Below are 25,447 nucleotides of genomic sequence, written 5' to 3'. Positions count from 1 at the left end.
GTGTGGCGCCCGCGACCGGGGTGGTGTTCATACCGGCAGCCACCGCCGGACGCAGGCGATGAGGTCCTGGGTGTCCACCGGTTTGGTGACGTAGTCGCTGGCGCCGGAGGCGATGCTCTTCTCCCGGTCGCCCTGCATGGCCTTGGCGGTCACGGCGATCACCGGCAGCCCGGCGTAGCGGGGCATGCGGCGGATCTCGGCGGTGGCGGTGTAGCCGTCCATCTCGGGCATCATCACGTCCATCAGGACGAGTTCGACGTCCGGGTTGGCGACGAGGGTCTCGATGCCCTTGCGGCCGTTCTCCGCGTGCAGCACCCGGAAGCCGTGCAGTTCGAGGATGCCGCTGAGCGCGAAGAGGTTGCGCGCGTCGTCGTCCACGACGAGGACGGTGCGGCCCTTGTCCCGGTCGTCCACCGCCGTGGGCGCGGCGAGCTGGGGTTCGTCGGCGCGGACCAGGGTGAGCACCTCGCCGGGTTCCTCGGCGGACAGGTGCAGGGCGATGCGTTCGCGCAGTTCGTCCAGGCTGAACAGGTACTCGGGCGAACCTCCGGTGTCCTCGGCGGGCGAGTCGGTGCGGTGCGGGCCGTGCACCAGGACGGGTACGCCCGCGAGTGCCGAGTCCCCGCGCAGGGCCTGGAGGAAGCGCGCCGACTCCCCGTCGGGGGCGCCGAGTTCGACGACGACGCAGTGGCAGGGCTCGGCGGCCAGCGCACCGGCGGCCTCCTGGGCGCCGACGGCGGTGATGATGTCCACCGGGGTGCCCCCGGTGCCGTCGGGCCGGGGCCGTCCGAGGTCCCCGACGACGCTCTCCGCGACCAGGGTGAGCAGGCCGCGCGGGCGTTCCTCCACGACGAGCAGGCGACGGGCGCGCTGTCCCTTGTCCCGTCCGGTGCGCGCTGCGGCGAGGGGCACGCCCTCCTCCTCGTCCGCCGGTCCGGCGCCCGCCTGCTCCAGGGCGGCGGGGGCGGGGCGTCCGACGTGCAGGATCTCCTCGAAGTCGGCGCGGGCCACGGGCAGGAACAGGGTGAAGGTGCTGCCCTTGCCGGGGACGCTGTCCACGGTGACGGCGCCGCCGAGCAGGTGGGCGATCTCGCGGGTGATGGACAGGCCGAGCCCGGTGCCGCCGTACTTGCGGCTGGTGGTTCCGTCGGCCTGCTGGAAGGCGCCGAAGATGGTCTCGCGCTGCTGCTCGGGAATGCCGATGCCGGTGTCCCGGACGCGGAAGGCGACGACGGTCGCGCCGCGCACCACTCCGCGCGGCACCTCGCCGTCCGGCGCGGGTTCGATCCGGAGTTCGACGCCGCCCTGCTCGGTGAACTTCACCGCGTTGGAGAGCAGGTTGCGCAGGATCTGCCGGAGCCGGGAGTCGTCGGTGAGCAGATCGACGGGGGCACCGGCGGCCGTGGTGACGGCGAAGTCGAGACTCTTCTGCGAGGTCATCGGGCGGAAGGTGGCCTCGACGTACTCGATGAGCTGGCGCAGCGAGACCCGTTCGGGGCTGACGTCCATCTTGCCCGCCTCGACCTTGGACAGGTCGAGGATGTCGTTGATGAGCTGGAGCAGGTCGGACCCGGCCGAGTGGATGATGCCCGCGTACTCGACCTGCTTCGGGGTGAGGTTGCGGGAGGGGTTCTGGGCGAGCAACTGGGCCAGGATCAGCAGGCTGTTGAGCGGGGTGCGCAGTTCGTGGCTCATGTTGGCCAGGAACTCGGACTTGTAGCGGGAGGCCAGCGACAACTGCTGGGCGCGGGCCTCCAGTTCCTGCCTGGCCTGCTCGATCTGGAGGTTTTTCGCCTCGATGTCCCGGTTCTGGTCGGCCAGCAGCGACGCCTTGTCCTCCAGTTCGGCGTTGGAGCGCTGGAGTTCCTCCTGCCGGGCCTGCAACTCGGCGGATCGGTACTGGAGTTCGCTGGTCAGCCGCTGCGATTCCTGGAGGAGTTCGTCGGTGCGGGCGCCCGCGACGATCGTGTTGACGTTGACCCCGATGGAGTCCACGAGCTGTTCCAGGAAGTCCCGTTGGATCGCGGTGAACGCGCGCACCGAGGCGAGTTCGATGACCCCGAGCACCTGCTCCTCGTAGACGATGGGCAGCAGGAGGAGATCGGCGGGTTCGACCTGGCCGAGGCCGGAGGAGATGGTGACGTAGCCGGGCGGCAGTTGTTCGACGGCGATGGTGCGGCGGCTGCGCGCGGCCTGGCCGACCAGGGAGCGGCCGAACGGGATGCGGCCGGGCCGGGTGTCCTCCTCGGGGCGGCCGTAGGAGCCGACGAGGGAGAGTTCGGGGCCGCGCTCCCCGTCCTCCGCGAGGTAGAACGCGCCGTACTGCGCGGCCACTTGGGGGACGAGTTCGTCCAGGATGAGTTCCGCGACCACGGGCAGGTCCCGGTGGCCCTGCATGAGCGCGGAGATCCGGGCGAGGTTGGTCTTCAGCCAGTCCTGTTCCTGGTTGGCGCGGGTGGTCTCGCGCAACGACTCCACCATCGAGTTGATGTTGTCCTTGAGGTCCGCGACCTCGCCGGAGGCGTCCACGGTGATGGAGCGGGTCAGGTCGCCCTCGGCCACCGCGCTGGCCACGTCCGCGATGGCGCGGACCTGGCGGGTGAGGTTCCCGGCGAGTTCGTTGACGTTCTCGGTGAGCCGCTTCCAGGTGCCGGAGACGCCCTCGACCTCGGCCTGGCCGCCGAGCCGCCCCTCGGTGCCCACCTCGCGGGCCACCCGGGTCACCTCGTCCGCGAACGCGGAGAGCTGATCGACCATCGTGTTGATGGTGGTCTTCAGCTCCAGGATCTCGCCGCGCGCGTCCACGTCGATCTTCTTGGAGAGGTCGCCAAGGGCGACGGCGGTGGTGACGAGCGCGATGTTGCGGACCTGGCCGGTGAGGTTGTTGGCCATCGAGTTGACGTTGTCGGTGAGGTCCTTCCAGGTACCGGCCACGTTGGGGACGTGCGCCTGGCCGCCGAGGCGTCCCTCGGTGCCGACCTCGCGGGCCACCCGGGTGACCTCGTCCGCGAACGCCGAGAGGGTGTCCACCATCGTGTTGATGACGTCCGCGAGGGCGGCGACCTCGCCCTTGGCCTCGACGGTGATCTTCTGCGAGAGGTCGCCGCGCGCGACGGCGGTGGCGACCTGGGCGATGGAGCGGACCTGGCCGGTCAGGTTGGACGCCATCACGTTGACGTTGTCGGTGAGGTCCTTCCAGGTGCCCGACACGCCGCGCACGGTGGCCTGGCCGCCGAGGTTCCCGGCGGTGCCGACCTCGCGGGCGACGCGGGTGACCTCGTCCGCGAACGCCGAGAGCTGATCGACCATCGTGTTGATGGTGTTCTTCAGCTCCAGGATCTCGCCCCGCGCGTCCACGGTGATCTTCTGCGACAGATCGCCCTGCGCCACGGCGGTGGCGACCTGGGCGACGTTGCGGACCTGGGCGGTGAGGTTGCCGCCCATGAAGTTCACCGAGTCGGTGAGGTCGCGCCAGGTGCCCTTGACGCCCTTCACGTCGGCCTGCCCGCCGAGCCGTCCCTCGGTGCCCACCTCGCGGGCCACCCGGGTGACCTCGTCCGCGAACGCCGAGAGCTGATCGACCATCGTGTTGATGGTGTTCTTCAGCTCCAGGATCTCGCCCCGCGCGTCCACGGTGATCTTCTGCGACAGATCGCCCTGCGCCACGGCGGTCGTCACCTGGGCGACGTTGCGGACCTGGGCGGTGAGGTTGCCCGCCATGAAGTTCACCGAGTCGGTGAGGTCCCGCCAGACCCCGGCGACACCGGGCACCTGTGCCTGGCCGCCGAGCCGTCCCTCGGTGCCGACCTCGCGGGCGACGCGGGTCACCTCGTCCGCGAACGCCGAGAGCTGATCGACCATCGTGTTGACGGTCTCCTTGAGCTGCAGGATCTCGCCGCGCGCGGGCACGTCGATCTTCTGCGACAGATCGCCCTTGGCAACGGCGGTGGCGACCTGCGCGATGTCCCGGACCTGGGTGGTGAGGTTCCCGGCCATCGCGTTGACGGAGTCGGTGAGGTCGGCCCAGGTCCCGGAGACGCCGGGCACCTCGGCCTGGCCGCCGAGGGTGCCCTCGGTGCCCACCTCGCGGGCCACGCGGGTGACTTCGGAGGTGAAGACGGAGAGCTGGTCCACCATGCCGTTGAAGACGGTGGCGATGTCGCCCATCAGGCCGCTCGCGTCGTCGGGCAGCCGGGTGCCGAAATCGCCGTCGCGCACGGCGGTGAGTCCCGCGAGGAGACGTCTCAGCTCCTGCTCGCCCGGCACCTGGTCGGTCGTCGTGCCGATCGCCTTGCCCGCCATGCGCACCCTCGTTCCGCTCCCCTGGGAGACCCCGGTTCGAGGCCCCGGAACCGACGCCGGGTGCGCTGCGCGGCCCGGCTCCTGGTATGGGCGTTTCCGCTGTTCACGAACGCGCCCGATGAGAAAATACGCCGCAGGCTAACGCACTTTCGCACCGGTGGACAAAGCAGCCGACCCCCCCGCGCACCGGGGAAATATCTCGGTCCACGGGGGTGTGGGGCGGCCCCGCGCGGGTACTCCGGACCGTTTGCCCGCGCTGTCGCCGCCCCTCCCCGAACCGGCCGCTCCACTTGGCCCGCCCGGCCTGCCCCGCCCCCGCCGGCCGCGCCCCGAGGAGCCCAGCACCGCCCGCCCTCACCGCAGCACGATCGAGTGCTCCCCGCGCGTCACCAGCTCCCCGATCACCGGCGCCCCCGGCACCTCCCCCGCCACCAGCAGGCCGCCGGAGGTCTGCGCGTCGGCCAGCAGCAGCCGGGTGTCCTCGTCGGCGGTGCCGAAGTCGGTGAACGGGGCGACCCAGTCCAGGTTCCGCCGGGTGCCGCCGCTGACGTACCCGTCCCGTACGGCCTCCCACGCGCCGTCCAGGAAGGGCACGGCGGCGGTGTCGAGGACGGCGGTCACGTCGGAGGCGCGGGCCAGCTTGTGCAGGTGGCCGAGGAGGCCGAAGCCGGTGATGTCGGTGGCGCAGACGGCCCCGGCGGCGAGGGCGGCGGCGGAGGCGTCCGCGTTGAGCGCGGTCATGGTGGCGACGGCCTGCTCGAACCGTTCCCCGGTGGCCTTGTGCCGGTTGTTCAGCACCCCGAGGCCGAGCGGCTTGGTCAGCGACAGCGGTACGCCCGCCCGCCCGGCGTCGTTGCGCAGCAGCCGCCCGGGGTCCGCGAGCCCGGTGACGGCCATGCCGTACTTCGGCTCGGGGTCGTCCACGCTGTGCCCGCCGCCCACGTGGCAGCCCGCCTCGGTGGCGATGTCCAGCCCGCCGCGCAGCACCTCGCGGGCCAGCTCGAACGGCAGCCGGTCGCGCGGCCAGGCCAGCAGGTTGACGGCGAGCACCGGGCGCCCGCCCATCGCGTACACGTCGGACAGCGCGTTGGCGGCGGCGATGCGCCCCCAGTCGTACGGGTCGTCCACGACCGGGGTGAAGAAGTCGGCGGTGCACACCATCGCCGTACCGGGTGAGCCGGGGACGGTGACCACAGCCGCGTCGTCGCCGGTGGCGAGACCGACCAGGAGGGTGTGGTCGCCCTCGGGGAGCGGGGCGCCGAGCCCCGCGACCACGGCCTCCAGCTCCCCGGGCGGGATCTTGCAGGCACAGCCGCCGCCGTGGGCGAACTGGGTGAGCCGGACGGCCTCACGGGCCGGTGCGGTGGTGGTCTTCTGCGACATCGGGGTCTCCTCGGACCGGGCGTGACCGGCGGACCGCGCCGGGTGCCTCGTGGATACGGATACGGGTACGGGGGCCGCCCGGGACGCCGGGCGGCTCAGCCTCCCCCCACCGGCCGGCAACGCCGGTGCCCCTCGTCCACGCGCTCGGTGAGCCCCCGCGCGTCGAGGAGTTCCAGCAGGGGTACGGCGACCCGGCGGGTGGTGTCCAGGGCGCGGCGGGCCTCGCTCACCGTGAACGGCTGGGGCAGGCCGCGCAGTACGGCGGCCGCCTCGGTGTCGGCGCCGGGCAGCAGCACGATCCCGTCGGCGATCCGCAGCAGCGCCCCGGCACCGACCGCTGCGGCCAACTCCCGCTTGCGCAGCCCGAGTTCGGTGAGACGGTCGGCCTCGGGTGCCCGGAACGGGGTCCGTGCGAGGTCGGCCCGCGCGGCGTCCACGGCGGCCCGTACCGGCGCGGGCAGGGTGTCGGCGGCGTCGGCGGCGAGCCGCAGGCGGCCCTCGCGGGCGGTGAGCCGGTCGGTGCGGGCGGCGAGGGCGTCGATCAGGGCGCGGTCGGGCAGCCCGAGCAGGCGGCGGGCCGCCTCGGTGGGCAGTCCGGGTTCCAGCGGGTGGGCGCTCGCGTGCCGTTCGGTCTCGGTGACCAGCCGTTCCCCGAGGGCCGCCCAGTGCGCGGGGTCGGCCAGCCAGTCACCGGCGACGGGTGCGGCGGGCGGGACGGCGCCCATGCCGGTCAGGTCGGCCCGCCGGACCAGTCCGCGTCGGCGCAGTTCGGCGGCGCCGTCGGGGCGGCCGGTCATCCCGGCGAGTTCGGCGGCCCTGGCCCGGCCGTCGCCGCGCCGCCCGAGCCGGGGCGGGCGGACGTCGAGCACGGTGACCGCGCACGGCGGCCGGGTGCCGCCGGGTTCGCGCAGTACCGCCCGGTCCCCGACGCGCAGCGGCAACGCCCGGCCGAGCGCGAGCCGCGCGGTGTCGGCGCCTAGCGGCCGTACGGTCACGGGGACGGCGGCCGTGCCGAGGTGGAGGGTGACGTTCCGGGGCAGGTCGCCGGGCGCCTCGCCGGTGACGCGCACGTCGGTCAGCTCGGTGCGCAGCCAGCGGTCGGGGGTGAGCAGCACCTGACCGCGCCGGAGGTCGGCGTCGTCGGCCCCGTGCACGTTGACGGCCACGCGGGCGACCGGGCCCACGGTGTCGAGGTCGTCGTGCAGGCTCTGCAACGAGCGGACCCGCAGCACGGCCGTGCCGTCGCCGGTGACGAGGCGGTCCCCGACGCGCAGAGTGCCGGCGCCGAGGGTGCCGGTCACCACCGTGCCGTGCCCGCGCACGCTGAACGAGCGGTCGAGCCAGAACCGTACGTCGGCGTCCGCGTCCGGCGCGGGCAGGGCGGCGCTGAGCGCGTACAGCTCGGCGCGCAGGTCGTCGAGTCCGGCACCGGTGACCGAACTGACCGCCACGGCGGGCACCTTGCCCAGCGAGGTGGCGGCGAGGCGTTCGACGGCGTCGGCGCGGACGGGCTCGGGGTCGGCGAGGTCGCTGCGGGTGACGGCGAGCACGGCGTGCCGGACGCCGAGCGCGTCGAGGATCGCCAGGTGCTCGGCGGACTGGGGCTGCCAGCCCTGGTCGGCGGCGACGACGAACAGCACGGCGGGCACCGGGCCGACCCCGGCGAGCATGGTGGACACGAACCGCTCGTGGCCGGGGACGTCCACGAAGGCGAGGCGTTCGCCGCCGGGCCCGTCGGGGCCGGTCCACACGAAGCCGAGGTCCAGGGTGAGGCCCCGGCGGCGTTCCTCGGCGTACCGGTCGGGTTCCATGCCGGTGAGCGCGCGGACCAGGGCGGACTTGCCGTGGTCCACGTGTCCCGCGGTGGCGAGGACGTGCATGGCGGCCCTACCTCTCCGCGGCCGGGCGGGCCGCTGCCACGGCTCCGGCCAGCCGCTCGTCGTCCTCGGCGGGGACCGCCCGCAGGTCCAGCAGGCACCGGCCCGCCTCCAGCCGCCCCACCACCGGTACGGCGCCGGTGCGCAGGGCCGCCGCGTACGGCTCGGGCAGCGACAGGGCGGCGCTGGGCAGGGTGACGCCGGGGGCACCGCCACCGCCGACGGTGGCCTCGCTCCGGACGGCGCGGGCGTCGGCGCCAAGGGCGGTCAGGTGCGTGGCGAGGTCTTCGGCGCGGCGCCACAGCCCGGCGGGGTCGGCGGTGAGCGCGGTCGTGGTGGGCGTGGGCGGTCCGGTGAGCGTGGCCTCCAGCGCGGCCAGCGTCAGCTTGTCCACGCGCAGCGCACGGGCCAGCGGGTGCCGGGCCAGCCCCCGTACGAGGTCCTCCCGGCCGAGCAGCAGTCCGCACTGGGGTCCGCCGAGGAGTTTGTCGCCGCTGGCGGTGACGAGGTCGGCACCGGCGCGGAGTTGGGAGTCGGCGTCGGGTTCGTCGGGCAGCGCCGGGTGCGGGGCGAGCAGTCCGGAGCCGATGTCCACGACGACGGGCACGCCGAGCCCGGTCAGTTCGGGCACCTCGGCGGCGCGGGTGAACCCGGTGATGACGAAGTTCGACGGGTGCACCTTGAGCACGAACCCGGTGTCGGGGCCGATCGCGGCGGCGTAGTCGGCGGCGGTGGTGCGGTTCGTGGTGCCGACCTCGCGGAGCCGGGCGCCGGTGGAGACCAGCAGGTCGGGCAGCCGGAAGCCGTCCCCGATCTCCACCATTTCGCCCCGGCCGACCACGATCTCCCGTCCGGCCGCGAGCGCGGTGGCGGCCAGGCAGAGCGCGGCGGCCCCGTTGTTGACGACGTGCGCACCGCCCGCGCGGGGCACCCGGTCGCGCAGCGCGGCCAGCACGGACCGGCCACGCCGGGCACGGACGCCGGTGGTGAGGTCGAGTTCCACGTCGGTCGGTCCGGCGGCCGTCGCCACCGCCCGCCGGGCCGCCGCCGACAGCGCGGCGCGGCCCAGGTTGGTGTGCAGCAGCACCCCGGTCGCGTTGATCACGGCCCGCAGCCCGCCCGCCGTCTCCGGCAGCAGCGCCACGGCCGCGTCCGCCACCCGCTCCGGCGCCACCGCCCCCTGCCGCGCCCGCTCCTGCGCGTCCCGCACGGCCGCCTTCACCACCCGCTCCCCCAGCCGCTCCACGGCGACGGCCAGCGCGGGGTCCCGCAGGAGGACGTCGGTACGGGGGATACGGCGCCGGGCGTCGGCGAGCGCGGCCGGGGTGCCGGTGGGGGCGGCCGGGGTGCCGGTGGTACGGCCGGACGCCGGGTCCCGGTCGGCCCCGTACGGCTCGGCCTCCCGGTGGCGCCTCGCCGCTGTCGTCTCTTCCATCCCGCCGCCCGTCCCTCCGGATCGCCCCAGCGTCCGGGCGCCTCACCCCCGTGCCACACCGGACGCTGTCCATCGTCCCTCAGTGACCTGGGCCACGCCTTCGACACGCCGGGAACGGGGTGGGCGGGGGCGCGCCGAGGCACCGGGCGGGGCAGCCGCGACCGGTGCCGTACCCGCCGGGAACTCTGCGGGATCAAGAAGCCCTGTTTATCGACATGTCTCCTTGACCAGCGTGCGGCGGACACCGCCCTCCGACCGGCGGACAACCCGGCGACCCCGCCGGACACACCGCGCGCCCGCTGCCGCGCTCATCCCGCCCCTGCGGCCGGTCACTCCACCTCGGAGTCGATGCCTGTGATCACGGCGGGTCCCAGCGGTGCCACGTCCTCGTCCAGGCCCGCGTCCCGCAGTGCGGAGCCCGCCATCCTGCGGGCCTCCTGCTCGGCGTGCGGGCCGGTGTCCGCCTCGACGGTGAGGCGCAGGGTGAAGGTGTTGTCGTCGTTGACGCTGAGCGCGTCCAGGTCCTCGACGTCGCCCAGGTGGGTGCCGTGCGGGTCGGCGGGCCGCAGCGCCCGGCCGAGGCGTGCGCGGGTGTCCGCCCCGACCTCCCCGGTGAAGGTGCCGGGCACACTGATGACGTAGGTCGTCATGACGATCCTTTCCTCGGGCCCACCCGCCTACCCCGGATACGGGCCTTCGCACAGCAGCCCGGTGGGTCAGATCCAGCCCTCCAGCGCCCCCATGAACCCCGCGAAGTCGTCCCGGTACAGCGTGTGCCCCGCGCCCGTGACCGTCCGCACCTCGAACCCCCGGCGGACCAGTTCCTCCGCGCCGGCCGGTCGGATCAGATCACTGGGGTCGGCGAGCACCACCAGCGAGGGGACGGCCGCGCTCTTGGGAGTGCGGGGCACGGCGTACACCCCGGGCAGCGCGGCGGCCGTCGCCGGGTCCCACAGCTCCAGGGTCGCCAGTTCCACGTCCACGTCGGCATCGTCCCAGCGCGGGTTGAAGTGCCGGATCATGGCGCGGGGCGCGTCCTTGAACTGCGGGTAGCCGGAGGCGGCGGCCGTGGCGCGGTCCCCGATGTCCCAGGCGGGGTCGCAGTAGACGGCGCGGCGCGGGGCGAGCCGTTCCACGGCCAGGACCAGCGCCAGCGCGCCCAGGGAGTGGCCGATCACCAGATCCGCCCCGCCGGGCAGCGTCTCCACGAGGTCGTCGGCCCAGCTCTCGGCACCGTATCCGCCCCGGCCGCTCGCTCCGTGCCCGCGCAGATCGACGCCGACGACCCGGTAACCGCGGTCCACGAGTTCCGGGGCGACCCGGTGCCAGGTGCGGTGGTCGGACATGATGCCGTGCACCAGGACAGCGGTCCGTGTCCCGGTCCCCCAGGTGTGCGTGTGCAGCCTCATCGGCGTACCTCCCAGATCCGGCGTCGGGTGATCATTTGTATCAACAGGGCTCACTGATCCGGGAGTTGACCGCCCCTCCGCTCACAGCGGCGAGTGCGCCACCACGACGACGTAGGCGCCGTAGCCCAGGGAGAAGAGGGTCAGGGCCGCGCCGACGAGCAGGGCCTGTGCCGGACGTCGGCGCCAGGCGCGGGCGAGGGCCAGCGCGGGTGGGACGGGCAGCGGGAAGACCGGCAGCAGGAAGCGCGGCTTGGAGGAGAAGGAGCCGGAGCCGCCGAGCACCAGCACGATCAGCACACCGGTGAAGACGAGCAGGACCAGCGGGGCCCGGTCGAGGCAGAGCAGGCCGAAGAGGACGACCGAGACGAGGACGAGGAGCACGGCGACCGGGTAGACGACCCCGCCGCCGTGTTCGAGGAGCGCCCGCAGGAACCTCAGGGCCCCGGCGCCGAAGTCGAACCGGGAGTCCCAGGCGCGCTGCACCGCGAAGTAGCCGCCGAGCGGGTCGCCGGTGCGCCGCCCGACCCAGAGGACGTAGCCGAGCCAGCCCAGCGGGGCGAGGCAGGCGCCCGCCCACAGGGCGGCGGGGGCGCGTCCGCGTCCGCGCACCACCGCCACGGCGGCTGCGACGCAGACGGCCGCCGCGACAGCGAACCCGGTCGGCCGGGCCAGCCCCGCGAGCGCGGCGAGCACCCCGGCCCACAGCCAGCGGCCCCGCAGCACGCTGTACAGCGACCAGACGGCGAGCGCCGCGAACAGCGACTCGGTGTACGCGATGGTCAGCTCCACCGCGTGCGGCAGGACGGCCCACAGCCCGACGAGCGCGGTGGCGGCGGCCCGCCCGTACAGCCGGTGCCCGAGGACGTAGACGCCGTACGCGGCGACGAGCGCGGCGGCCCAGGAGAGGAGCAGCGCGGCCGGGCCGGGGCCGAGCGGGGTGACGGCGGTGACGGCGCGGATCAGGGCCGGATAGAGGGGGAAGAACGCCCAGTCGGTCTGGACGCCGCCGGTCGGGGTGATCCAGATGAGCCGCCCGTAGCCGTGCTCGGCGATGTTCAGGTACCAGCGCGCGTCCCAGGCGTGCGCCAGGTCGCGGAACAGGGGGCGGCCCGTGGCGCCGTTGGCGGCGACGACGACGGCGAGTCCGGCGAGGCGGACGACGGCGAACAGGGCGACGGCGGCGGGCGCGCCGTCCGGGACGCGGTGCCGCGCCGCCCGCGCCGGGCCGCCGCGGCGGCGGACCGCGGCGCCGGTGGGACCACTTGAGCCGCCGGACCCGGCGGAGGGGTGCGGTTCGGGCCGGGGGACGGAGGGCGTACTCACCCCCCGACGATGATCACGCACCCCGCAGCGCGCAACGCACGACCCGGCTTTCCGGCGCTGTTCCACCCTGATTCAGCAGGCCCGCGCCCCCTCGGGGCGCCTCGGACCACCCCCGAGCACCGAAAACACGTGTGGTTATCATATGAGCGCTGCCTAGCTCGAAAGATGGTTCCGTGACTGTCAACGACGACTCGTTCACCAACTGGAAGATCCGCGAGGAGATCGCGGAGTCGATGATCCCGATCATCGGGAAGCTGCACCGCGAGCGGGACGTGACCGTCCTCCTGCACAGCCGCTCCCTGGTGAACAAGTCGGTGGTCAGCATCCTCAAGACGCACCGTTTCGCCCGGCAGATCGCGGGCGCGGAGCTGTCGGTCATGGAGACCATGCCGTTCCTGCGGGCGCTCACCGGCCTCGACCTCGGCCCCTCCCAGATCGACCTGGGCATGCTCGCGGCGCGCTACCAGGAGGACGAACGGGGCCTGTCCGTCGAGGAGTTCACCGCCGAGGCGGTCGCCGGTGCCACCGGTGCGGACCGCATCGAGCGCCGCGAACCGCGCGATGTCGTCCTCTACGGCTTCGGCCGCATCGGGCGGCTCGTCGCCCGGCTGCTGATCGAGAAGGCCGGTTCCGGCAACGGCCTCAGGCTGCGCGCGGTCGTGGTGCGCGGCGGCGGCCCCGGCGATCTCGTGAAGCGGGCCTCGCTGCTGCGCCGCGACTCCATTCACGGCCAGTTCCAGGGCACCATCACCGTGGACGAGGAGGCGGGCACGATCGTCGCCAACGGCAACGCGATCCGCTTCATCCACGCCGCCGACCCCGCCGACGTGGACTACACGGCGTACGGCATCCGGGACGCCATCCTCATCGACAACACCGGCAACTGGCGCGACCGCGAGGGGCTGTCCCGGCATCTGCGGCCCGGCATCGACAAGGTCGTCCTGACCGCGCCCGGCAAGGGCGACGTGCCGAACATCGTGCACGGCGTCAACCACGACACCGTCAAGCCGGACGAGCGCATCCTGTCCTGCGCGTCCTGCACCACCAACGCCATCGTCCCGCCGCTGAAGGCGATGGAGGAGGAGTACGGGGTACTGCGCGGGCACGTGGAGACCGTGCACTCGTTCACCAACGACCAGAACCTGCTGGACAATTACCACAAGGCCGAGCGCCGGGGCCGGTCCGCGCCGCTCAACATGGTGATCACCGAGACGGGTGCCGCGTCCGCCGTCGCCAAGGCGCTGCCCGAGCTGAAGGCACGTATCACTGGCAGCTCGATCCGCGTCCCGGTGCCGGACGTCTCCATCGCCATCCTGAACCTCCAGCTCGCCCGCGAGACCACCCGCGAGGATGTCCACGAGTATCTGCGGGACGTCTCGCTGACCTCGCCGCTCAAGCGGCAGATCGACTTCACCACCGCCCCCGACGCCGTCTCCAGCGACTTCATCGGCTCGCGGCACGCCTCGATCGTGGACGGCGGCGCCCTGAAGGTCGAGGGCGACAACGCGATCCTCTACCTCTGGTACGACAACGAGTTCGGCTACTCCTGCCAGGTCGTCCGGGTCGTCCAGCACGTCTCGGGCGTGGAGTACCCGACCTTCCCGGCGACGACGGCCTGACCCCATGACGGCCACCACGGCCCGCCGCCCGGACGGCGGCTAGGTACCCACCCCGTTTGCCTAATGGCTTTAGGCAAACGCATAATCCCTCCTGGCGACAGGAGGGATTCATTCATGGTGCGCGCGGGACTGACCCCGGACCTGCTGGTGCGGGCCGGGGCCGAACTGGCCGACGAGGCCGGGTTCGAGCAGGTGACACTGTCCGCCCTGGCCCGCCGGTTCGACGTCAGGGTGGCGAGCCTCTACTCGCACCTGAAGAGCTCGCACGACCTGAAGACCCGTATCGCCCTGCTGGCCCTGGCGGAACTCGCCGACCGCGCCTCCGACGCGCTCGCGGGCCGGGCGGGCAAGGACGCCCTCGTCGCCCTCGCCGACGTGTACCGCGACTACGCCCGCGCCCACCCCGGCCGCTACGAGGCCGCCCGGTACCGGCTCGACCCGGAGACCGCCGCCGCGAGCGCGGGCGTCCGGCACGCCCGGATGACCCGCGCCGTCCTGCGCGGCTACGCCCTCGGAGAACCCGACCAGACCCACGCCGTCCGACTGCTGGGCAGCGTCTTCCACGGCTACGTGAGCCTGGAGGCGGCCGGGGGTTTCGCCCACAGCTCCCCCGGCTCGCAGGAGTCCTGGGAACGCGTCCTCGACGCCCTCGACACCCTGCTGCGCACCTGGCCCACCCAGCCCTGACCGACAGGCCCGTACCCATGCCCTCCCGCTCCCCCGCACCCGACCCGAACAGCTCGTACGACTCGTACGACTGGATCACCACGCCCCTCACGCCCGCCCTGGTACGCGGCGCGCTCGAACTGGAGCGCACGGACGACGGGTTGCTGCCGCACCGGCTGCCCGCGTGGGCGCGGGCCCAGTGCGCCGACCCGCAGTTGGCGCTGGCCGAGGCGCAGCCCTCGGGCGTACGGATCGCGCTGCGCACCCGCGCGCGGGCCGTCGAACTGGACACGCTGCCCACCAAGCGGGTGTACGCCGGTGCCCCGCCCCGCCCGGACGGCGTCTACGACCTGATCGTGGACGGACGCCCGGCGGGCAGCGCCACCGTGCCCGGCGGCAGCATCCTCGTCATCGACATGGGCACCGGCACGGCCGAGCACCGGCCCGGACCACCCGGCACCGCCCGCTTCACCGGGCTGCCCGAGGGCGAGAAGGACGTGGAGATCTGGCTGCCGCACAACGAGACGACGGTGCTCGTCGCGTTGCGCACCGACGCGCCCGTGGCACCGGTGCCCGACCGGGGGCGCCCGGTGTGGCTGCACCACGGCAGCTCCATCAGCCACGGCTCGGACGCGGCGAGCCCCACCACGACCTGGCCCGCGCTGGCCGCCGCGCTCGGCGGGGCCGAGCTGGTCAACCTGGGGTTCGGCGGCGGCGCGCTGCTGGACCCGTTCACCGCGCGCACGCTGCGCGACACGCGGGCGGATCTGATCAGCGTGAAGCTCGGCATCAACGTGGTGAACACCGACCTGATGCGGCGGCGCGCCTTCGGCCCCGCCGTGCACGGCTTCCTGGACACGGTCCGCGAGGGCCACCCGGACACCCCGCTGCTGGTGATCTCGCCCGTGCTGTGCCCGATGCACGAGACCACACCGGGCCCGAGCCTCCCCGACCACTCCGCCCTGGCCGCCGGGCGGCTGGCCTTCCGGGCGGCCGGGGACCCGGCGGAGCGCGCGGCCGGGAAGCTCGCCCTGGCGGACGTGCGCGAGGAGCTGGCCGGGATCGTGGCCCGGCGGTCCGCCACCGACCCCCGCCTGTCCTACCTGGACGGCCGGGAGCTGTACGGCGCGGCGGACGCGGCCGGGCTGCCGCTGCCCGACGGGCTGCACCCGGACGCGGCCACGCACCGGCTGATGGGCGAGCGGTTCGCCGCGCTGGCCTTCGCGCCCGGCGGCCCGCTCGCCTCCGGGGCCTGACCCCGCGCCGCCAACCGGACGGGCGCGGCTCACACCAGGTGGGCGAAGACCACGAGGTTGTCGGTGTAGTCCTTCACCGCGTGGTCGTAGTCCCCCGCGCAGGTGATGAGTCGGACCTCGGGGCGGGCCGTGTCGGCGTACACCCGGTCGCTGGGGAAGTCGTCCTTGGCGAACGTCTCCGTGTCGTCCACGACGAAGTTCGCGGTACGGCCGTCGGCGCGGTCCACGGAGAAGCGGTCACCGGCCTCCAGCTGGTCCAGGTTGGCGAAGACGGCCGCGGAGACCGCGGTGTCCACGTGTCCGGCGATGATCGCGGTGCCCGCCTCGCCGGGCGTGACGCCCTTGGCGTACCAGCCGACGAGGTTGATGTTGTCGGCGGGCGGGGGTTCGAGCTGGCCGGTGGACGCGAGGGACAGGGCCGCGAAGGGCGCGTCCACGGAGATCTTCGGGATGAGCAGCCGCAGCGGCGCGGAGTGCGGCAGCCCGGGGCTCGCGGGGCCGGTCGCGGCGGGCGCGCTGGCGGTCGCTCCCGAGGCGCGGGCGTCGTCGGGAGCGGCACCGGAGCCGTGATGGCCGCCGAAGACGCTGAAGCCGATGACGAGGGCCGCGACGCCCCACATGACGAGTCGGCCGCCCCGGCCCGCGGGCGGAGCGTCCGCCTCGGGTTCCTCGGGGTTCGGGGAGGAGGGATCTGCTGCCATCGGACACCACCTCATTCACGCACGGCAGCACGGGGTTTCGGGACTTCCCCGGAGCGGGGAGGGGGGCGGGGCGGGCCGCCGGCACGCGGTGCACCGGCGGCGGCCACGTCCTCTGACGGGCGGGGGGCCGGTCAGGAGGTCTTGCGGCGGCGCACGGCGTAGACCCCGGCGGCGCCGACGGCGAGTACGGCCGCTCCGCCCGCGGTCACGCCGGGCTGGGCGAGGGCGCCGCCACCGGTGTGCATGCCGCCGCGCGGCTTCTCGCGGTCGTCGTCCGAGTCGTCCCAGTCGTCCTTGCCGCCCCCGTCCTTGCCTCCGCCGTCCTTCCCGCCGCCCTTGCCGCCCTTGTCACCCTTGTCCTTGTAGGACTCGGGGTCGAAGCGGCCGTCGTCGTCGCCGGAGGAGCTCCAGTCGTCGCCGCGGACCACGGCGAGGGCGCCGCCACCCGTGTGCATTCCGCCGCGCGGACGCTCGTGGCTGCCGCCGCGCTCGTCGTCGTCGCTGTAGTCGTTGTCCCGGTCGCCGCCGTCCGAGCCCTTGTCGTAGTCGGAGTCGCTGTCGTGGTCCTTGCTGTGCGAGGAGTCGCCGCCCCGGCCACCGCCGTCGGACGCCGAGGCGGCGAGCGCGGCGCCGGGCACGGCGAAGGAGAGGGCGGCAGCGGCGGCGGCCGTGGCCAGGAGGGTGCGGGCAGAGCGCATGGTGAAGTCCTTCCGCCGGGGCCGGGCAGTGAACACGTCATCCGCTGGAGAGACCCGGTCTCGACATGAACCACCGTCAGCCAGGCCGGTGCGGCGCACCATCCGGGCCGCCCAGCCGGGTCACCGAGCCACCCGTCTGTCCCAGCGACACGCCGTCGCGCCCCTCGTCCGGCCCAACGTCCGTCACTCTCCGGCATCACCGGCGCCCCGTTCGGACGGCATCCCGGTGACCCGACGCGCCGTCATCCGCCGCTCCCTCGCCCTCGTCCTGGGGCTGGCCCTCACGCTGGTGCCCGGCCCGGCCGCCCCGGCGCGGGCCGGGGAGGCGGAGGTGACGGAGTATCCGATCACCACCACCGCGCAGAGCCTCCCGTCCGCCCTCACGGCGGGCCCCGACGGGGCGCTGTGGTTCACCGCGTCCGGGGTGGGCCGTATCGGGCGGATCGGCCTCGACGGGCAGGTCACCGACTTCCCCGCGTCCGCGCCGGACAGTCTGCCGTTCGCCGTCGCCACCGGACCGGACCGGGCGCTGTGGTTCACGGAGGGGCGTGCGAACCGGATCGGCCGCCTCACCACGACGGGCCGTCTCACGACGTTCCCGGTCCCCACGGCGGACGCGTTCCCGGCCGGGATCACCGCCGGGCCGGACGGCGCCCTGTGGTTCACGGAGCAGGACGGCGACCGTGTCGGGCGCATCGACACGGCGGGCCGGATCACCGAGTTCCGGGTGCCCACCCCGGACTCCTCCCCGACCTCGATCGCGGTCGGCGCGGACGGCGCGCTGTGGTTCGGCGAGCTGACCGCCGGGCGGATCGGCCGGGTGGACCGCGCGGGCCGGATCACGGAGTTCCCGCTGCCGGCCGGCGGCGGCCACCCAGAGGACCTGGCCGCCGGTCCGGGCGGCATCTGGTTCACCTCCGCCGACACCCCGGACCTGGCCCGGATCGACGTCCGGGGAACCGTGACCCGCGTGCCGCTGCCCACTCCGGACGCCGACCCCGCCGGGCTGGCCACCGGCCCGGACGGCCGGGTCTGGTACACCGACCGCGCGGGCCGCGTCGGCGCCGTCGCCCCCGACGGCACCGTCACCACGTACCCGGTGCCGGACGGCGCCGCGAAGACCCCGTACCGCGTCGCCGTCGGCCCCGACCGCCGGGTGTGGTTCACCGAGCTGACGGGCAACGCGCTGGGACGGGTGGGCGGGGTGGCCGCGTTCACGCGGTTCCCGGCCGCTCCGGGCAGCTGAGCCGGACCGGAGCGGCCCGGCCGCGGGACGGGAAACGGGTGAACGTTCGGGCGTCGCGTCTTCGGGGGAACCTCGTCGCCGGACCGTACTCTGTGCCCGTGACCGAGCGAGACGAGGATGCCGGGCGGGTGGTGGAGCGGCTCACCGGGCTTGTGGTGCGCGGCGGTTCGGGTCCGGTGACCGGGGCGCCGGTCGCCGTGGAGACGGACGGCGGAGCGGTGATGGTGAAGCGCGGCCACGCCGAGGGCGCCGTGCGGGCCGAGGTCTGCGGGCTGCGCTGGCTGGGTGCGGCGGGCGCGGTGCGGGTCCCGGCGCTGCTCGGGGACGACACGTGGTGGATGGTGACGGAGCGGGTGGAGGTCGGCCCGCCCGACGACCCGGCGGCCGAGGCGTTCGGCCGGGCGCTGGCCGCGCTGCACGCCTCGGGGGCACCGGCGTTCGGGGCGGCGCCGCCGGGCGGGCCCGAGAAGGCGTTCATCGGGCTGGCCGGGATGACCAACGCGCGCGGGGACGAGTGGGGCGCGTGGTACGCGGAGCACCGGGTGCTGGTGTATCTGCGGCAGGCCGTGGACGCCGGGGTGCTCCAGGGCGGCGAGGCGCGTGCCGTGGAGGACGTCTGCGCGCGGATCGGGGAGTTGGCGGGGCCCGCCGAGCCGCCCGCGCGGCTGCACGGCGACCTGTGGAACGGCAACGTCCTGTGGGGCGCGGACGGTGAGGTGCGGGTGATCGACCCGGCCGCGCACGGCGGGCACCGGGAGACCGATCTCGCCATGCTCCGCCTCTTCGGCTGCCCGCGCCTGGAACGGGTGCTCGCCGCCTACGCGGAGGCCGCGCCGCTCGCCGAGGGATGGCGGGACCGGGTGGCGCTGCACCAGTTGTTCCCGCTGCTCGTGCACACCGTGCTGTTCGGGCGCGGCTACGCCGGGCAGACGCTCACCGCGGCGCGGGACGCCAACAGGGCCTGATCGCACACGCTTTCGGAAACCGGCCGGTTCCACGCAACTCCGCACCCCCGGCCGCACGTCCTATCCACCGGCGCCCGAACGGCCGCCACCCGGACGCCGGTTACCGTGCGTAAGGAAACCAACCGCAGGCTCGAATCGTATAAGGACGTGGAAGCCGAGTCAGGGAGAGCCCATGCAACCGTTCACGCTCCACTTCGCGCGTCCCGCAGTCGAGTTGGACTCCTGCTCGGAGTACGCGTACGACCGCGGACTGCAGTTGAACGTCCTGCCGGACGGTCGGATCGCCGCCACCGACCACGCGACCCTGCGGGCGCTCGGCACGACGACCTCCACCGCCGGGTCCAAGACCCACTTCGACGACTGATCACGATCCGTCACCATGACCGTACTGATCCTGACGAGTGAGGCGGACGTGACGGCCGATCTGGTCGTGCTGCGGCTGGCCGAGGACGGGGTGCCGGTGGTCCGGCTCGATCCGGCCGACCTCACCGCCGGGGCCGGTCTGTCGGTCGAGTACGGGCGGGAGGCGGGGGACGGCCGGTTGTCGGTCGGCGGACGGCGGGTGGACACGGCGGCCCTGCGCTCCATCTGGGTGCGCAGGCCCGGCGACGCCGCCGCCCATGCCGCGCACCCCTCGGCCTGGCTGACCGAGGAGTCGGCGCAGGCGCTGTACGGCACGCTGCGCTGCTCGGGGGCGCGGTGGATGAACCATCCGGACGCGGCCTCCCGTGCCCGGCACAAGCCCTGGCAGCTGCGGATCGCCCAGGACAGCGGGCTGGCCGTGCCGACGACGCTGATCACCACGTTCCCGCAGGCCGCGCGGGAGTTCGTGGCGCGGTTCCCGGATCTGGTGGTCAAGCCGGTCTCCGGCACGCATCCGCGGGAACCGGCCCGCGCGGTGCCGACGAGCCGGGTTCCGCCGGACGCGGATTTCAGCGCGGTCGCCTTCGGGCCGACGCTGCTCCAGCGGCGGATCGCCAAGCGGGCCGACATCCGGCTGACCGTGGTGGGCGGGGAGTTGCTGGCGGCGCGCAAACCGGCGGACCCCGAGGGCCATCCCGACGACGTGGACGTCCGGTTCGCCCCGTCCGTGGCGCCCTGGGCGCCCGCGCGGGTGCCGGGGCGGGTCGCGGACGCGGTCGCGCGTTACATGAAGCGCGCCGCACTGGCGTACGGTGCGTTCGACTTCGCAGAGGACGCGGACGGCCTCTGGTGGTTCCTGGAGTGCAACCAGTCGGGCCAGTTCGGCTTCGTCGAGCTGGACACCGGGCAGCCCATCGCCGGGGCCATCGCCCGGTGGCTGGCGGGTGCTCCGGAACGGCCGGTGCGGGACGCGGGCGGCGACCGGCTCCCTGCTCCCTGATCCCCAGGGGGCGGGGGCACCGGTCTCGGAGAGAGGAATCACGAGATGCGCATCGGACTGCTGGGAACGGGCCCGTGGGCGGAGATGGCGTACGCCCCCGCGCTCGCCGGGCACGGTGGCCTGGACTTCGCCGGGGTGTGGGGCCGCAGGCCGGAGGCCGCCGCCGCGCTGGCGGAACGGTACGGCGTACGGGCGTACGACGACGTGGACGCGCTGCTGGCGGACGTGGACGCGGTCGCGGTGGCCCTGCCGCCGGACGTGCAGGCGGGCATGGCGGTCCGGGCCGCGCGGGCGGGACGGCACCTGCTGCTGGACAAGCCGCTCGCGCTGGACCCGGCCGACGCGCGCGCCGTCGCCGAGGAGGCGGAGCGGGCCGGGGTGGCGTCGGTGGTGTTCTTCACCGCCCGCTTCCAGACCGGGCCCTCCGCCTGGATCGCGGAACAGGCCGCGCTGGAGGGCTGGTTCACCGCACGGGCGCAGTGGCTGGGCGCGGTGTTCACCACGGACAGCCCGTTCGCCGCCTCGCCCTGGCGGCGGGAGCGCGGTGCGCTGTGGGACGTGGGCCCGCACGCCCTGTCGGTGCTGCTGCCGGTCCTCGGTGACGTGCGCGAGGTGCTGTCGGCCGCACACGGGCCCGGTGACACCGCGCACGTGGTACTCGGGCACACCTCGGGCGCGTCGAGCACCCTCACGCTGAGCCTGACGGCGCCTCCGGCCGCGTCCGGCAACGAGGTGGAGCTGCGGGGCGCGAGCGGGGTCACGGCGCTGCCCCGGAGCGAGGAGGACGCGGTGACCGCCCTGACCCGTGCGGCCGACGCCCTGCTGGCCGCCGCGTCCTCGGGCCGTCCGCACGCCTGTGACGCGTCGTTCGCGGTCCGGGTCACGGAGATCCTGGCGGTGGCGGAGGGCCTGCTGGACGGGGAGCCGGGGGCCGCGAAGGCCTGAGCGCGGGGCCGCCCGGCAGCGGGGGGGGCCTTCGGGCGGGGCGGTCCGCTCCCGGCGGTGCGGGGCCGCGTACGCGCAGGTCAGCGGGTACGGCGGGCGGATGGGTGCGGGGCTAGCCAAGGTGGTCCCGGACCCGTTCGGCCGACAGGCGGTGCGCGGGGGCCGCTCCTATGCTGAGGGGAACCGGGCCGCCCCGGTCCCCGGAGGGTTGGAGTGTGCTCATGACGACCCCGCACCCCCGCATCCGCAGAGGGCTCGCCGCCGCCGTGGCCACCGGGGCACTGCTGGTGCCGCTGACCGGCCTCCCGGCGGGCGCGGCACCGCTGCCCGCCGTCACGGCCGCCGACTCCCCCAGCCCCTCGCCCTCCGGGTCCGGCGTACGCGCCATGAGCCCCGAGGTGGCGAAGGAACTCGACGCGCGTCTCCAGGAGGTGCTGCGCGAGACGGGCACTCCCGGGGTGACCGTCGGCATCTGGACGCCGGGGCAGGAGAGTTATGTCCGGTCCTTCGGTGTGGCCGACAAGAGCGACGGGCAGCCGATGGCGCCGGATCTGTACATGCGGATCGGCAGCGAGACGAAGACCTTCACGGTGACCGCGCTGCTCCAACTCGTGGACCAGGGCAAGGTGTCGCTGGACGATCCGATCGGCAAGTACATCGACGGGGTGCCGAACGGGAACAGGATCACCCTGCGCGAACTGGCGGGCATGCGCAGCGGGTTGTTCAACTACTCGAACGACGAGGGTTTCTACAGGGCTCTCACCTCCGACCCCCAGCACGTCTTCAGTCCGCAGCGGTTGCTGGACTACTCCTTCCGGCACCCGCCGGTCTTCCCGCCCGGTGAGAAGTTCGACTACTCCAACACCAACCTCATCCTGCTCGGCCTGCTCGTCGAGCAGCGCAGCGGGCAGCCGCTCGACCAGTACATCCAGCGGAACATCCTGGACCCGGCCGGTCTGAAGCACACGGTGTTCCCGACCAACGCCGACTTCCCCGAGCCGCACGCGCAGGGCTACTCGCGGCAGACGGCGGACGGCAGGGATCAGGACACCGCCGACTGGAACCCGTCCTGGGCATGGGCGGCCGGGGCGATGATCTCCACCCTCCAGGACATGCGGGTGTGGGCGGGCACGGTGGCGAGCGGTGAGTTCCCGGACGGCTCCCGCATGATCAGCCCGGCCCTGCAGAAGGAACGGCTGGTCACACCGCCGACCCCGGTCAAGGGCGCCGGGTACGGCCTGGGCATCTTCGACGTGCGGGGCTGGATCGGGCACAACGGCTCACTGCCCGGCTACGAGTCGCTCACCGTCCACCTCCCCGCGTCCGGGACGACCCTCGTGGTGCTGCTGAACACCGACACGGACCACGACGGCGAGGAGCCGAGCACCCTGTTCGGGCGCGCCGTCACGGAGATCGTCTCCCCGGACCACGTCTTCGACCTCCCGGCCCAGCCGACGGCACACTGATCCAGCCTGGTCCGACACACCCGGGAACGGGCCGTGTGAGCAGGCCGGAGAACGGCTCGGGCTCAGGGGCCGTGCGGCCGGACGTGCGGGGTCGTACGGCCGGACGACGCGCGTAGAGCGAGGTCGCGGGGCCCCGACCGGCCCCCCGCTCCGGTCGTGCCCCGCGACCGTCGAAGCTACGGGCCCGGCGGAATCACGGCTATCGCGCCGGTGCCCTGCCCCGCGTGGCCGGGACTCACTCGTGCACAGGTGCGTCCGGTTGACCCCCGTTCGCCCCGTCGAGCGCGGGTGCGGCGAGCGCGCCGGTGGCGATGTGGGCGAGTACGACCTCGTACAAGTCGCTTCCGGTGGCGAGAAGTTGACGCTCCAGTACGGGTTCGGCGGCGCGGACGTGTTCGCGTACCGTCTGCGCGTGCACGCCCAGGTGGCGGGCGGCGCGTTCGGCGTTGGCGTCGGCGGCGATCCAGGCGCGCAGGGTGCGGCGCAGGTCGCGGCCGTCCGCGTCGAGCCGGGCGAGCAGGTCCTCGGCCCAGTCGCGCAGCGCGGGCGGCGCGAGCAGTCCGCCGAGTCCGGCCGGTTCGGCGGCGGAGCCGTGGCCGTCGTACGGATCGCCGTAAGGCCCGTGCACCGCCTCGGTGTTGACGGCGACGTGGGCGGCGGCGCGGGCGGTGAGCCGGGAGAGGTCGGCGCCGGTGAGGGACTGCACGCGATCCATGCGGGCGCGCACGGTGTTGCGGCTGACGCCGAGCACCTTGGCGGCGTTGACGGCGGTGAATTCGAGGCCGAGCCGGGTGGTGGCGAGCAGTTCGGCGCGGATGTGGTGGGGCAGCGTGTCGAGCGGGCGCAGCACACGGGCCGACCAGGCGCGCAGCCCGTCGGGGTCCATCAGCAGCTCGGGGTGGGTGCGTTCGGCGTAGACGGCGGCACGTCCGGGCCGGAAACGGGCCACGGCGAGGGCGCTGACGGCCTGGCCGTACGCGGTGGCGGTGCGGGCCAGCCGCTGGCGGAGGCTGCCGCCGAGGAAGGTGCCGGGACGGCCGTCGAGCAGGGCCGCCAGCCGGTCACCGGCGCCGGGGCCGAGCCCGACGACGATGACGTGCGCGTCCACGGCCGGACAGCGCACGACCAGCGCGGTGCCGGAGGTGGCCTCGGCGCACGCCTCGGCGAGCGCGTGCCGCTCGCCGGGGGTCGTCTCGATGACGTAGACGCGGGCGGTGTCGCCTTCGAGCAGGCCCGGCCACAGCCCGGCGGCGACCCGGCGGGCGAAGACGGTGTCCTCGACCATCAGCAGTTGCAGGATGGCGAGGCGCAGGTCCGCGGTGGCGCGGTCGAGGCGCCGTCCGGCATCCGCCGACTCCCGCTCGCGGAGCAGGAGTTCGAGCACGGAGGCGGCGCGGACGACGATGTCGGCGGCGCGCCGGTCGAAGGGTTCGGGCCGGGCCACGGTGAGGACGGCACCGGCGGCGGGGCCACGCTCGGGGTGCGAGATGCCCACGACCCGGACGTACCGGGTGCCGTCCTCCAGCGCGGCGGCGGAGATCCGGCCGGCGACCACGTCGGTGAGGACGGCGGTGTCCAGGGGGACGGGGCGTCCGGCGACGAGCCGTCCGCCGGGTTCCTGGAGGCAGACGGCGGCGCCCACCGCGCCGCCCAGCCAGGCGACGATCCGGCGCGGGTCGCGGGCGCCGGGGCGGAGCAGGTCGAGCAACTGGCCCGCCCAGTCGGCTCCGGGTTCCCGCGGCGGGTGCGGGGTGTCCTCCTCGGCTCGGCCGGCCACGTGGCCCTCGCCTCCTCGTCGGCGTCGATCTCGGCTGTCGCCCGTGGACGCTACCCCGGACGGGCGCGACCTACCGCGAGGATTCCCCGAAAACGGCTTCGCCGGTGGTCGGGGGGGGGCGACCACCGGCGAAGACACCGCGGCCCGGGGCAGGGGGGAGAGCGCCGGGCGGCTCCCCCCTCCGCTGCCCCGGATCGCGGCACCCACACCCGCGTCCTCCCCGGTTCCTCCGCCCCCGTCCCGTAGGGGCTCCCCGCGCCGACGCGCGGCGCTCCCCGGCCGGGCACGGCATCCGGCCGGGGCATAAGCTCGGCGGATGGCGAAGTACTTCGACGTGCACCCCGACAACCCGCAGCCCCGCAGCATCGGCCAGATCGCCGACGCGATCCGGGGGGAGGCGCTGATCGCGTACCCCACCGACTCCTGCTACGCGCTGGGCTGCCGACTCGGCAGCCGGGACGGCATGGACCGCATCCGGCAGATCCGCCGTCTGGACGACCGGCACCATTTCACCCTGATGTGCCGGGACTTCGCGCAGCTCGGGCAGTTCGTACGGGTGGACAACGACGTGTTCCGGGCCGTGAAGGCGTCCACGCCCGGCAGTTACACCTTCATTCTCCCGGCCACCCGCGAGGTGCCACGCAAGCTGATGCATCCGAAGAAGAAGACGGTCGGCGTGCGCATCCCGGACCATGTGGTGACGCAGGCGCTGCTGGCGGAGCTGGGTGAGCCGCTGCTCTCCAGCACCCTGCTGCTGCCCGACGAGGAGGAGCCGCTGACCCAGGGCTGGGAGATCAAGGACCGGCTCGACCACGTGGTGGACGCGGTCGTGGACTCCGGGGAGTGCGGCACCGAGCCGACGACGGTCGTGGACTTCTCCAGCGGGGAGGCGGAGATCGTGCGCCGGGGGGCCGGGGACCCGAGCCGGTTCGAGTGACCCCGGACGGCGCGGGACGACACCGGAGGTGACGCCCACCGGCCGTCCCCTCGCCCGGTACGGCGATCTTGCGTGGCAG

20 protein-coding genes are annotated in these 25,447 nt (G+C 74.3%); 10 read left to right on the top strand and 10 right to left on the bottom strand.

What is annotated here, in order from left to right; translation table 11 throughout:
• Positions 1-27: 27 nt before the first annotated feature.
• The 7 genes from KUM39_RS18040 to KUM39_RS18010 all read right to left on the bottom strand — a co-directional run bounded on the left by KUM39_RS18040 (position 28) and on the right by KUM39_RS18010 (position 11,729).
• On the bottom strand, positions 28-4,302 hold the full coding sequence (locus KUM39_RS18040) for a HAMP domain-containing protein (RefSeq protein WP_217786714.1): 4,275 nt from the start codon (positions 4,300-4,302) through the stop codon (positions 28-30).
• 354 nt (positions 4,303-4,656) lie between these two features.
• Positions 4,657-5,685 carry a selenide, water dikinase SelD gene (gene selD / locus KUM39_RS18035; protein ID WP_217786713.1) on the bottom strand — a complete coding sequence of 343 codons (1,029 nt, stop codon included), beginning with the start codon at positions 5,683-5,685 and terminating at the stop codon, positions 4,657-4,659.
• A gap of 95 nt (positions 5,686-5,780) precedes the next feature.
• The gene (locus KUM39_RS18030; RefSeq protein ID WP_217786712.1) at positions 5,781-7,565 is read right to left on the bottom strand and encodes a SelB domain-containing protein; all 1,785 of its coding nucleotides are present in this window, start codon (positions 7,563-7,565) and stop codon (positions 5,781-5,783) included.
• 7 nt (positions 7,566-7,572) lie between these two features.
• Entirely contained in the window at positions 7,573-8,997 is a 1,425-nt protein-coding gene (selA, locus tag KUM39_RS18025; protein WP_217786711.1) for an L-seryl-tRNA(Sec) selenium transferase, read from the bottom strand.
• 329 nt (positions 8,998-9,326) lie between these two features.
• Positions 9,327-9,647 (bottom strand): hypothetical protein, encoded by a 321-nt coding sequence (locus KUM39_RS18020; protein ID WP_217786710.1) that lies wholly within the window; start codon positions 9,645-9,647, stop codon positions 9,327-9,329.
• 66 nt (positions 9,648-9,713) lie between these two features.
• Positions 9,714-10,406: an alpha/beta fold hydrolase gene (locus KUM39_RS18015; protein WP_217786709.1), complete on the bottom strand. Its 693-nt coding sequence runs from the start codon at positions 10,404-10,406 to the stop codon at positions 9,714-9,716.
• Positions 10,407-10,487: 81 nt separating this feature from the next.
• The gene (locus KUM39_RS18010) at positions 10,488-11,729 is read right to left on the bottom strand and encodes a putative hexosyltransferase (protein ID WP_217786708.1); all 1,242 of its coding nucleotides are present in this window, start codon (positions 11,727-11,729) and stop codon (positions 10,488-10,490) included.
• 173 nt (positions 11,730-11,902) lie between these two features.
• Here KUM39_RS18010 and KUM39_RS18005 point away from each other — a divergent pair, with 173 nt between their 5' ends.
• The 3 genes from KUM39_RS18005 (at position 11,903) to KUM39_RS17995 (ending at position 15,270) form a co-directional block, all read left to right on the top strand.
• Entirely contained in the window at positions 11,903-13,348 is a 1,446-nt protein-coding gene (locus KUM39_RS18005) for a glyceraldehyde-3-phosphate dehydrogenase (RefSeq protein WP_217786707.1), read from the top strand.
• Positions 13,349-13,462: 114 nt separating this feature from the next.
• Complete coding sequence (locus KUM39_RS18000; RefSeq protein WP_217786706.1) at positions 13,463-14,035, top strand: TetR/AcrR family transcriptional regulator; 573 nt, start codon at positions 13,463-13,465, stop codon at positions 14,033-14,035.
• A gap of 17 nt (positions 14,036-14,052) precedes the next feature.
• Complete coding sequence (locus KUM39_RS17995; RefSeq protein ID WP_217786705.1) at positions 14,053-15,270, top strand: GDSL-type esterase/lipase family protein; 1,218 nt, start codon at positions 14,053-14,055, stop codon at positions 15,268-15,270.
• A gap of 29 nt (positions 15,271-15,299) precedes the next feature.
• Here the strand turns inward: KUM39_RS17995 and KUM39_RS17990 are convergent, their stop codons facing one another.
• Positions 15,300-15,971 (bottom strand): class F sortase, encoded by a 672-nt coding sequence (locus tag KUM39_RS17990; RefSeq protein ID WP_217786704.1) that lies wholly within the window; start codon positions 15,969-15,971, stop codon positions 15,300-15,302.
• Between the two features lie 131 nt (positions 15,972-16,102).
• Positions 16,103-16,669, bottom strand: a complete 567-nt coding sequence (locus tag KUM39_RS17985) for a hypothetical protein (protein ID WP_217786703.1) — start codon at positions 16,667-16,669, stop codon at positions 16,103-16,105.
• Positions 16,670-16,895: 226 nt separating this feature from the next.
• Here KUM39_RS17985 and KUM39_RS28590 point away from each other — a divergent pair, with 226 nt between their 5' ends.
• From KUM39_RS28590 to KUM39_RS17955, 6 genes are all read left to right on the top strand, one after another.
• A complete protein-coding gene (locus tag KUM39_RS28590) occupies positions 16,896-17,915 on the top strand; it encodes a Vgb family protein (protein WP_217786702.1) in 1,020 nt (339 codons plus the stop codon).
• A gap of 98 nt (positions 17,916-18,013) precedes the next feature.
• On the top strand, positions 18,014-18,880 hold the full coding sequence (locus tag KUM39_RS17975) for a fructosamine kinase family protein (RefSeq protein WP_372455774.1): 867 nt from the start codon (positions 18,014-18,016) through the stop codon (positions 18,878-18,880).
• 172 nt (positions 18,881-19,052) lie between these two features.
• On the top strand, positions 19,053-19,244 hold the full coding sequence (tgmA, locus tag KUM39_RS17970; RefSeq protein ID WP_217786701.1) for a putative ATP-grasp-modified RiPP: 192 nt from the start codon (positions 19,053-19,055) through the stop codon (positions 19,242-19,244).
• Positions 19,245-19,259: 15 nt separating this feature from the next.
• Positions 19,260-20,243, top strand: coding sequence for an ATP-grasp ribosomal peptide maturase (tgmB, locus tag KUM39_RS17965; protein WP_217786700.1), 984 nt, complete (start codon positions 19,260-19,262; stop codon positions 20,241-20,243).
• 45 nt (positions 20,244-20,288) lie between these two features.
• Positions 20,289-21,188: a Gfo/Idh/MocA family protein gene (locus KUM39_RS17960; protein WP_217786699.1), complete on the top strand. Its 900-nt coding sequence runs from the start codon at positions 20,289-20,291 to the stop codon at positions 21,186-21,188.
• Between the two features lie 221 nt (positions 21,189-21,409).
• Positions 21,410-22,654, top strand: coding sequence for a serine hydrolase domain-containing protein (locus KUM39_RS17955; protein WP_217786698.1), 1,245 nt, complete (start codon positions 21,410-21,412; stop codon positions 22,652-22,654).
• Positions 22,655-22,889: 235 nt separating this feature from the next.
• On the opposite strand, the gene KUM39_RS17950 is transcribed toward KUM39_RS17955, so the two are convergent.
• Entirely contained in the window at positions 22,890-24,431 is a 1,542-nt protein-coding gene (locus KUM39_RS17950) for a helix-turn-helix domain-containing protein (RefSeq protein ID WP_308288168.1), read from the bottom strand.
• A 316-nt stretch (positions 24,432-24,747) separates the two neighbouring features.
• On the opposite strand from KUM39_RS17950, the gene KUM39_RS17945 reads away from it, so the two are divergent.
• Complete coding sequence (locus KUM39_RS17945; RefSeq protein ID WP_217786696.1) at positions 24,748-25,368, top strand: L-threonylcarbamoyladenylate synthase; 621 nt, start codon at positions 24,748-24,750, stop codon at positions 25,366-25,368.
• The last annotated feature ends 79 nt before the right edge of the window (positions 25,369-25,447 follow it).

The sequence above is a fragment of the Streptomyces corallincola genome (assembly GCF_019104725.1).
In the GTDB taxonomy this organism is placed as follows: Bacteria; Actinomycetota; Actinomycetes; order Streptomycetales; family Streptomycetaceae; genus Streptomyces; species Streptomyces corallincola.
This window is presented reverse-complemented; position numbering and strand designations above follow the sequence as displayed.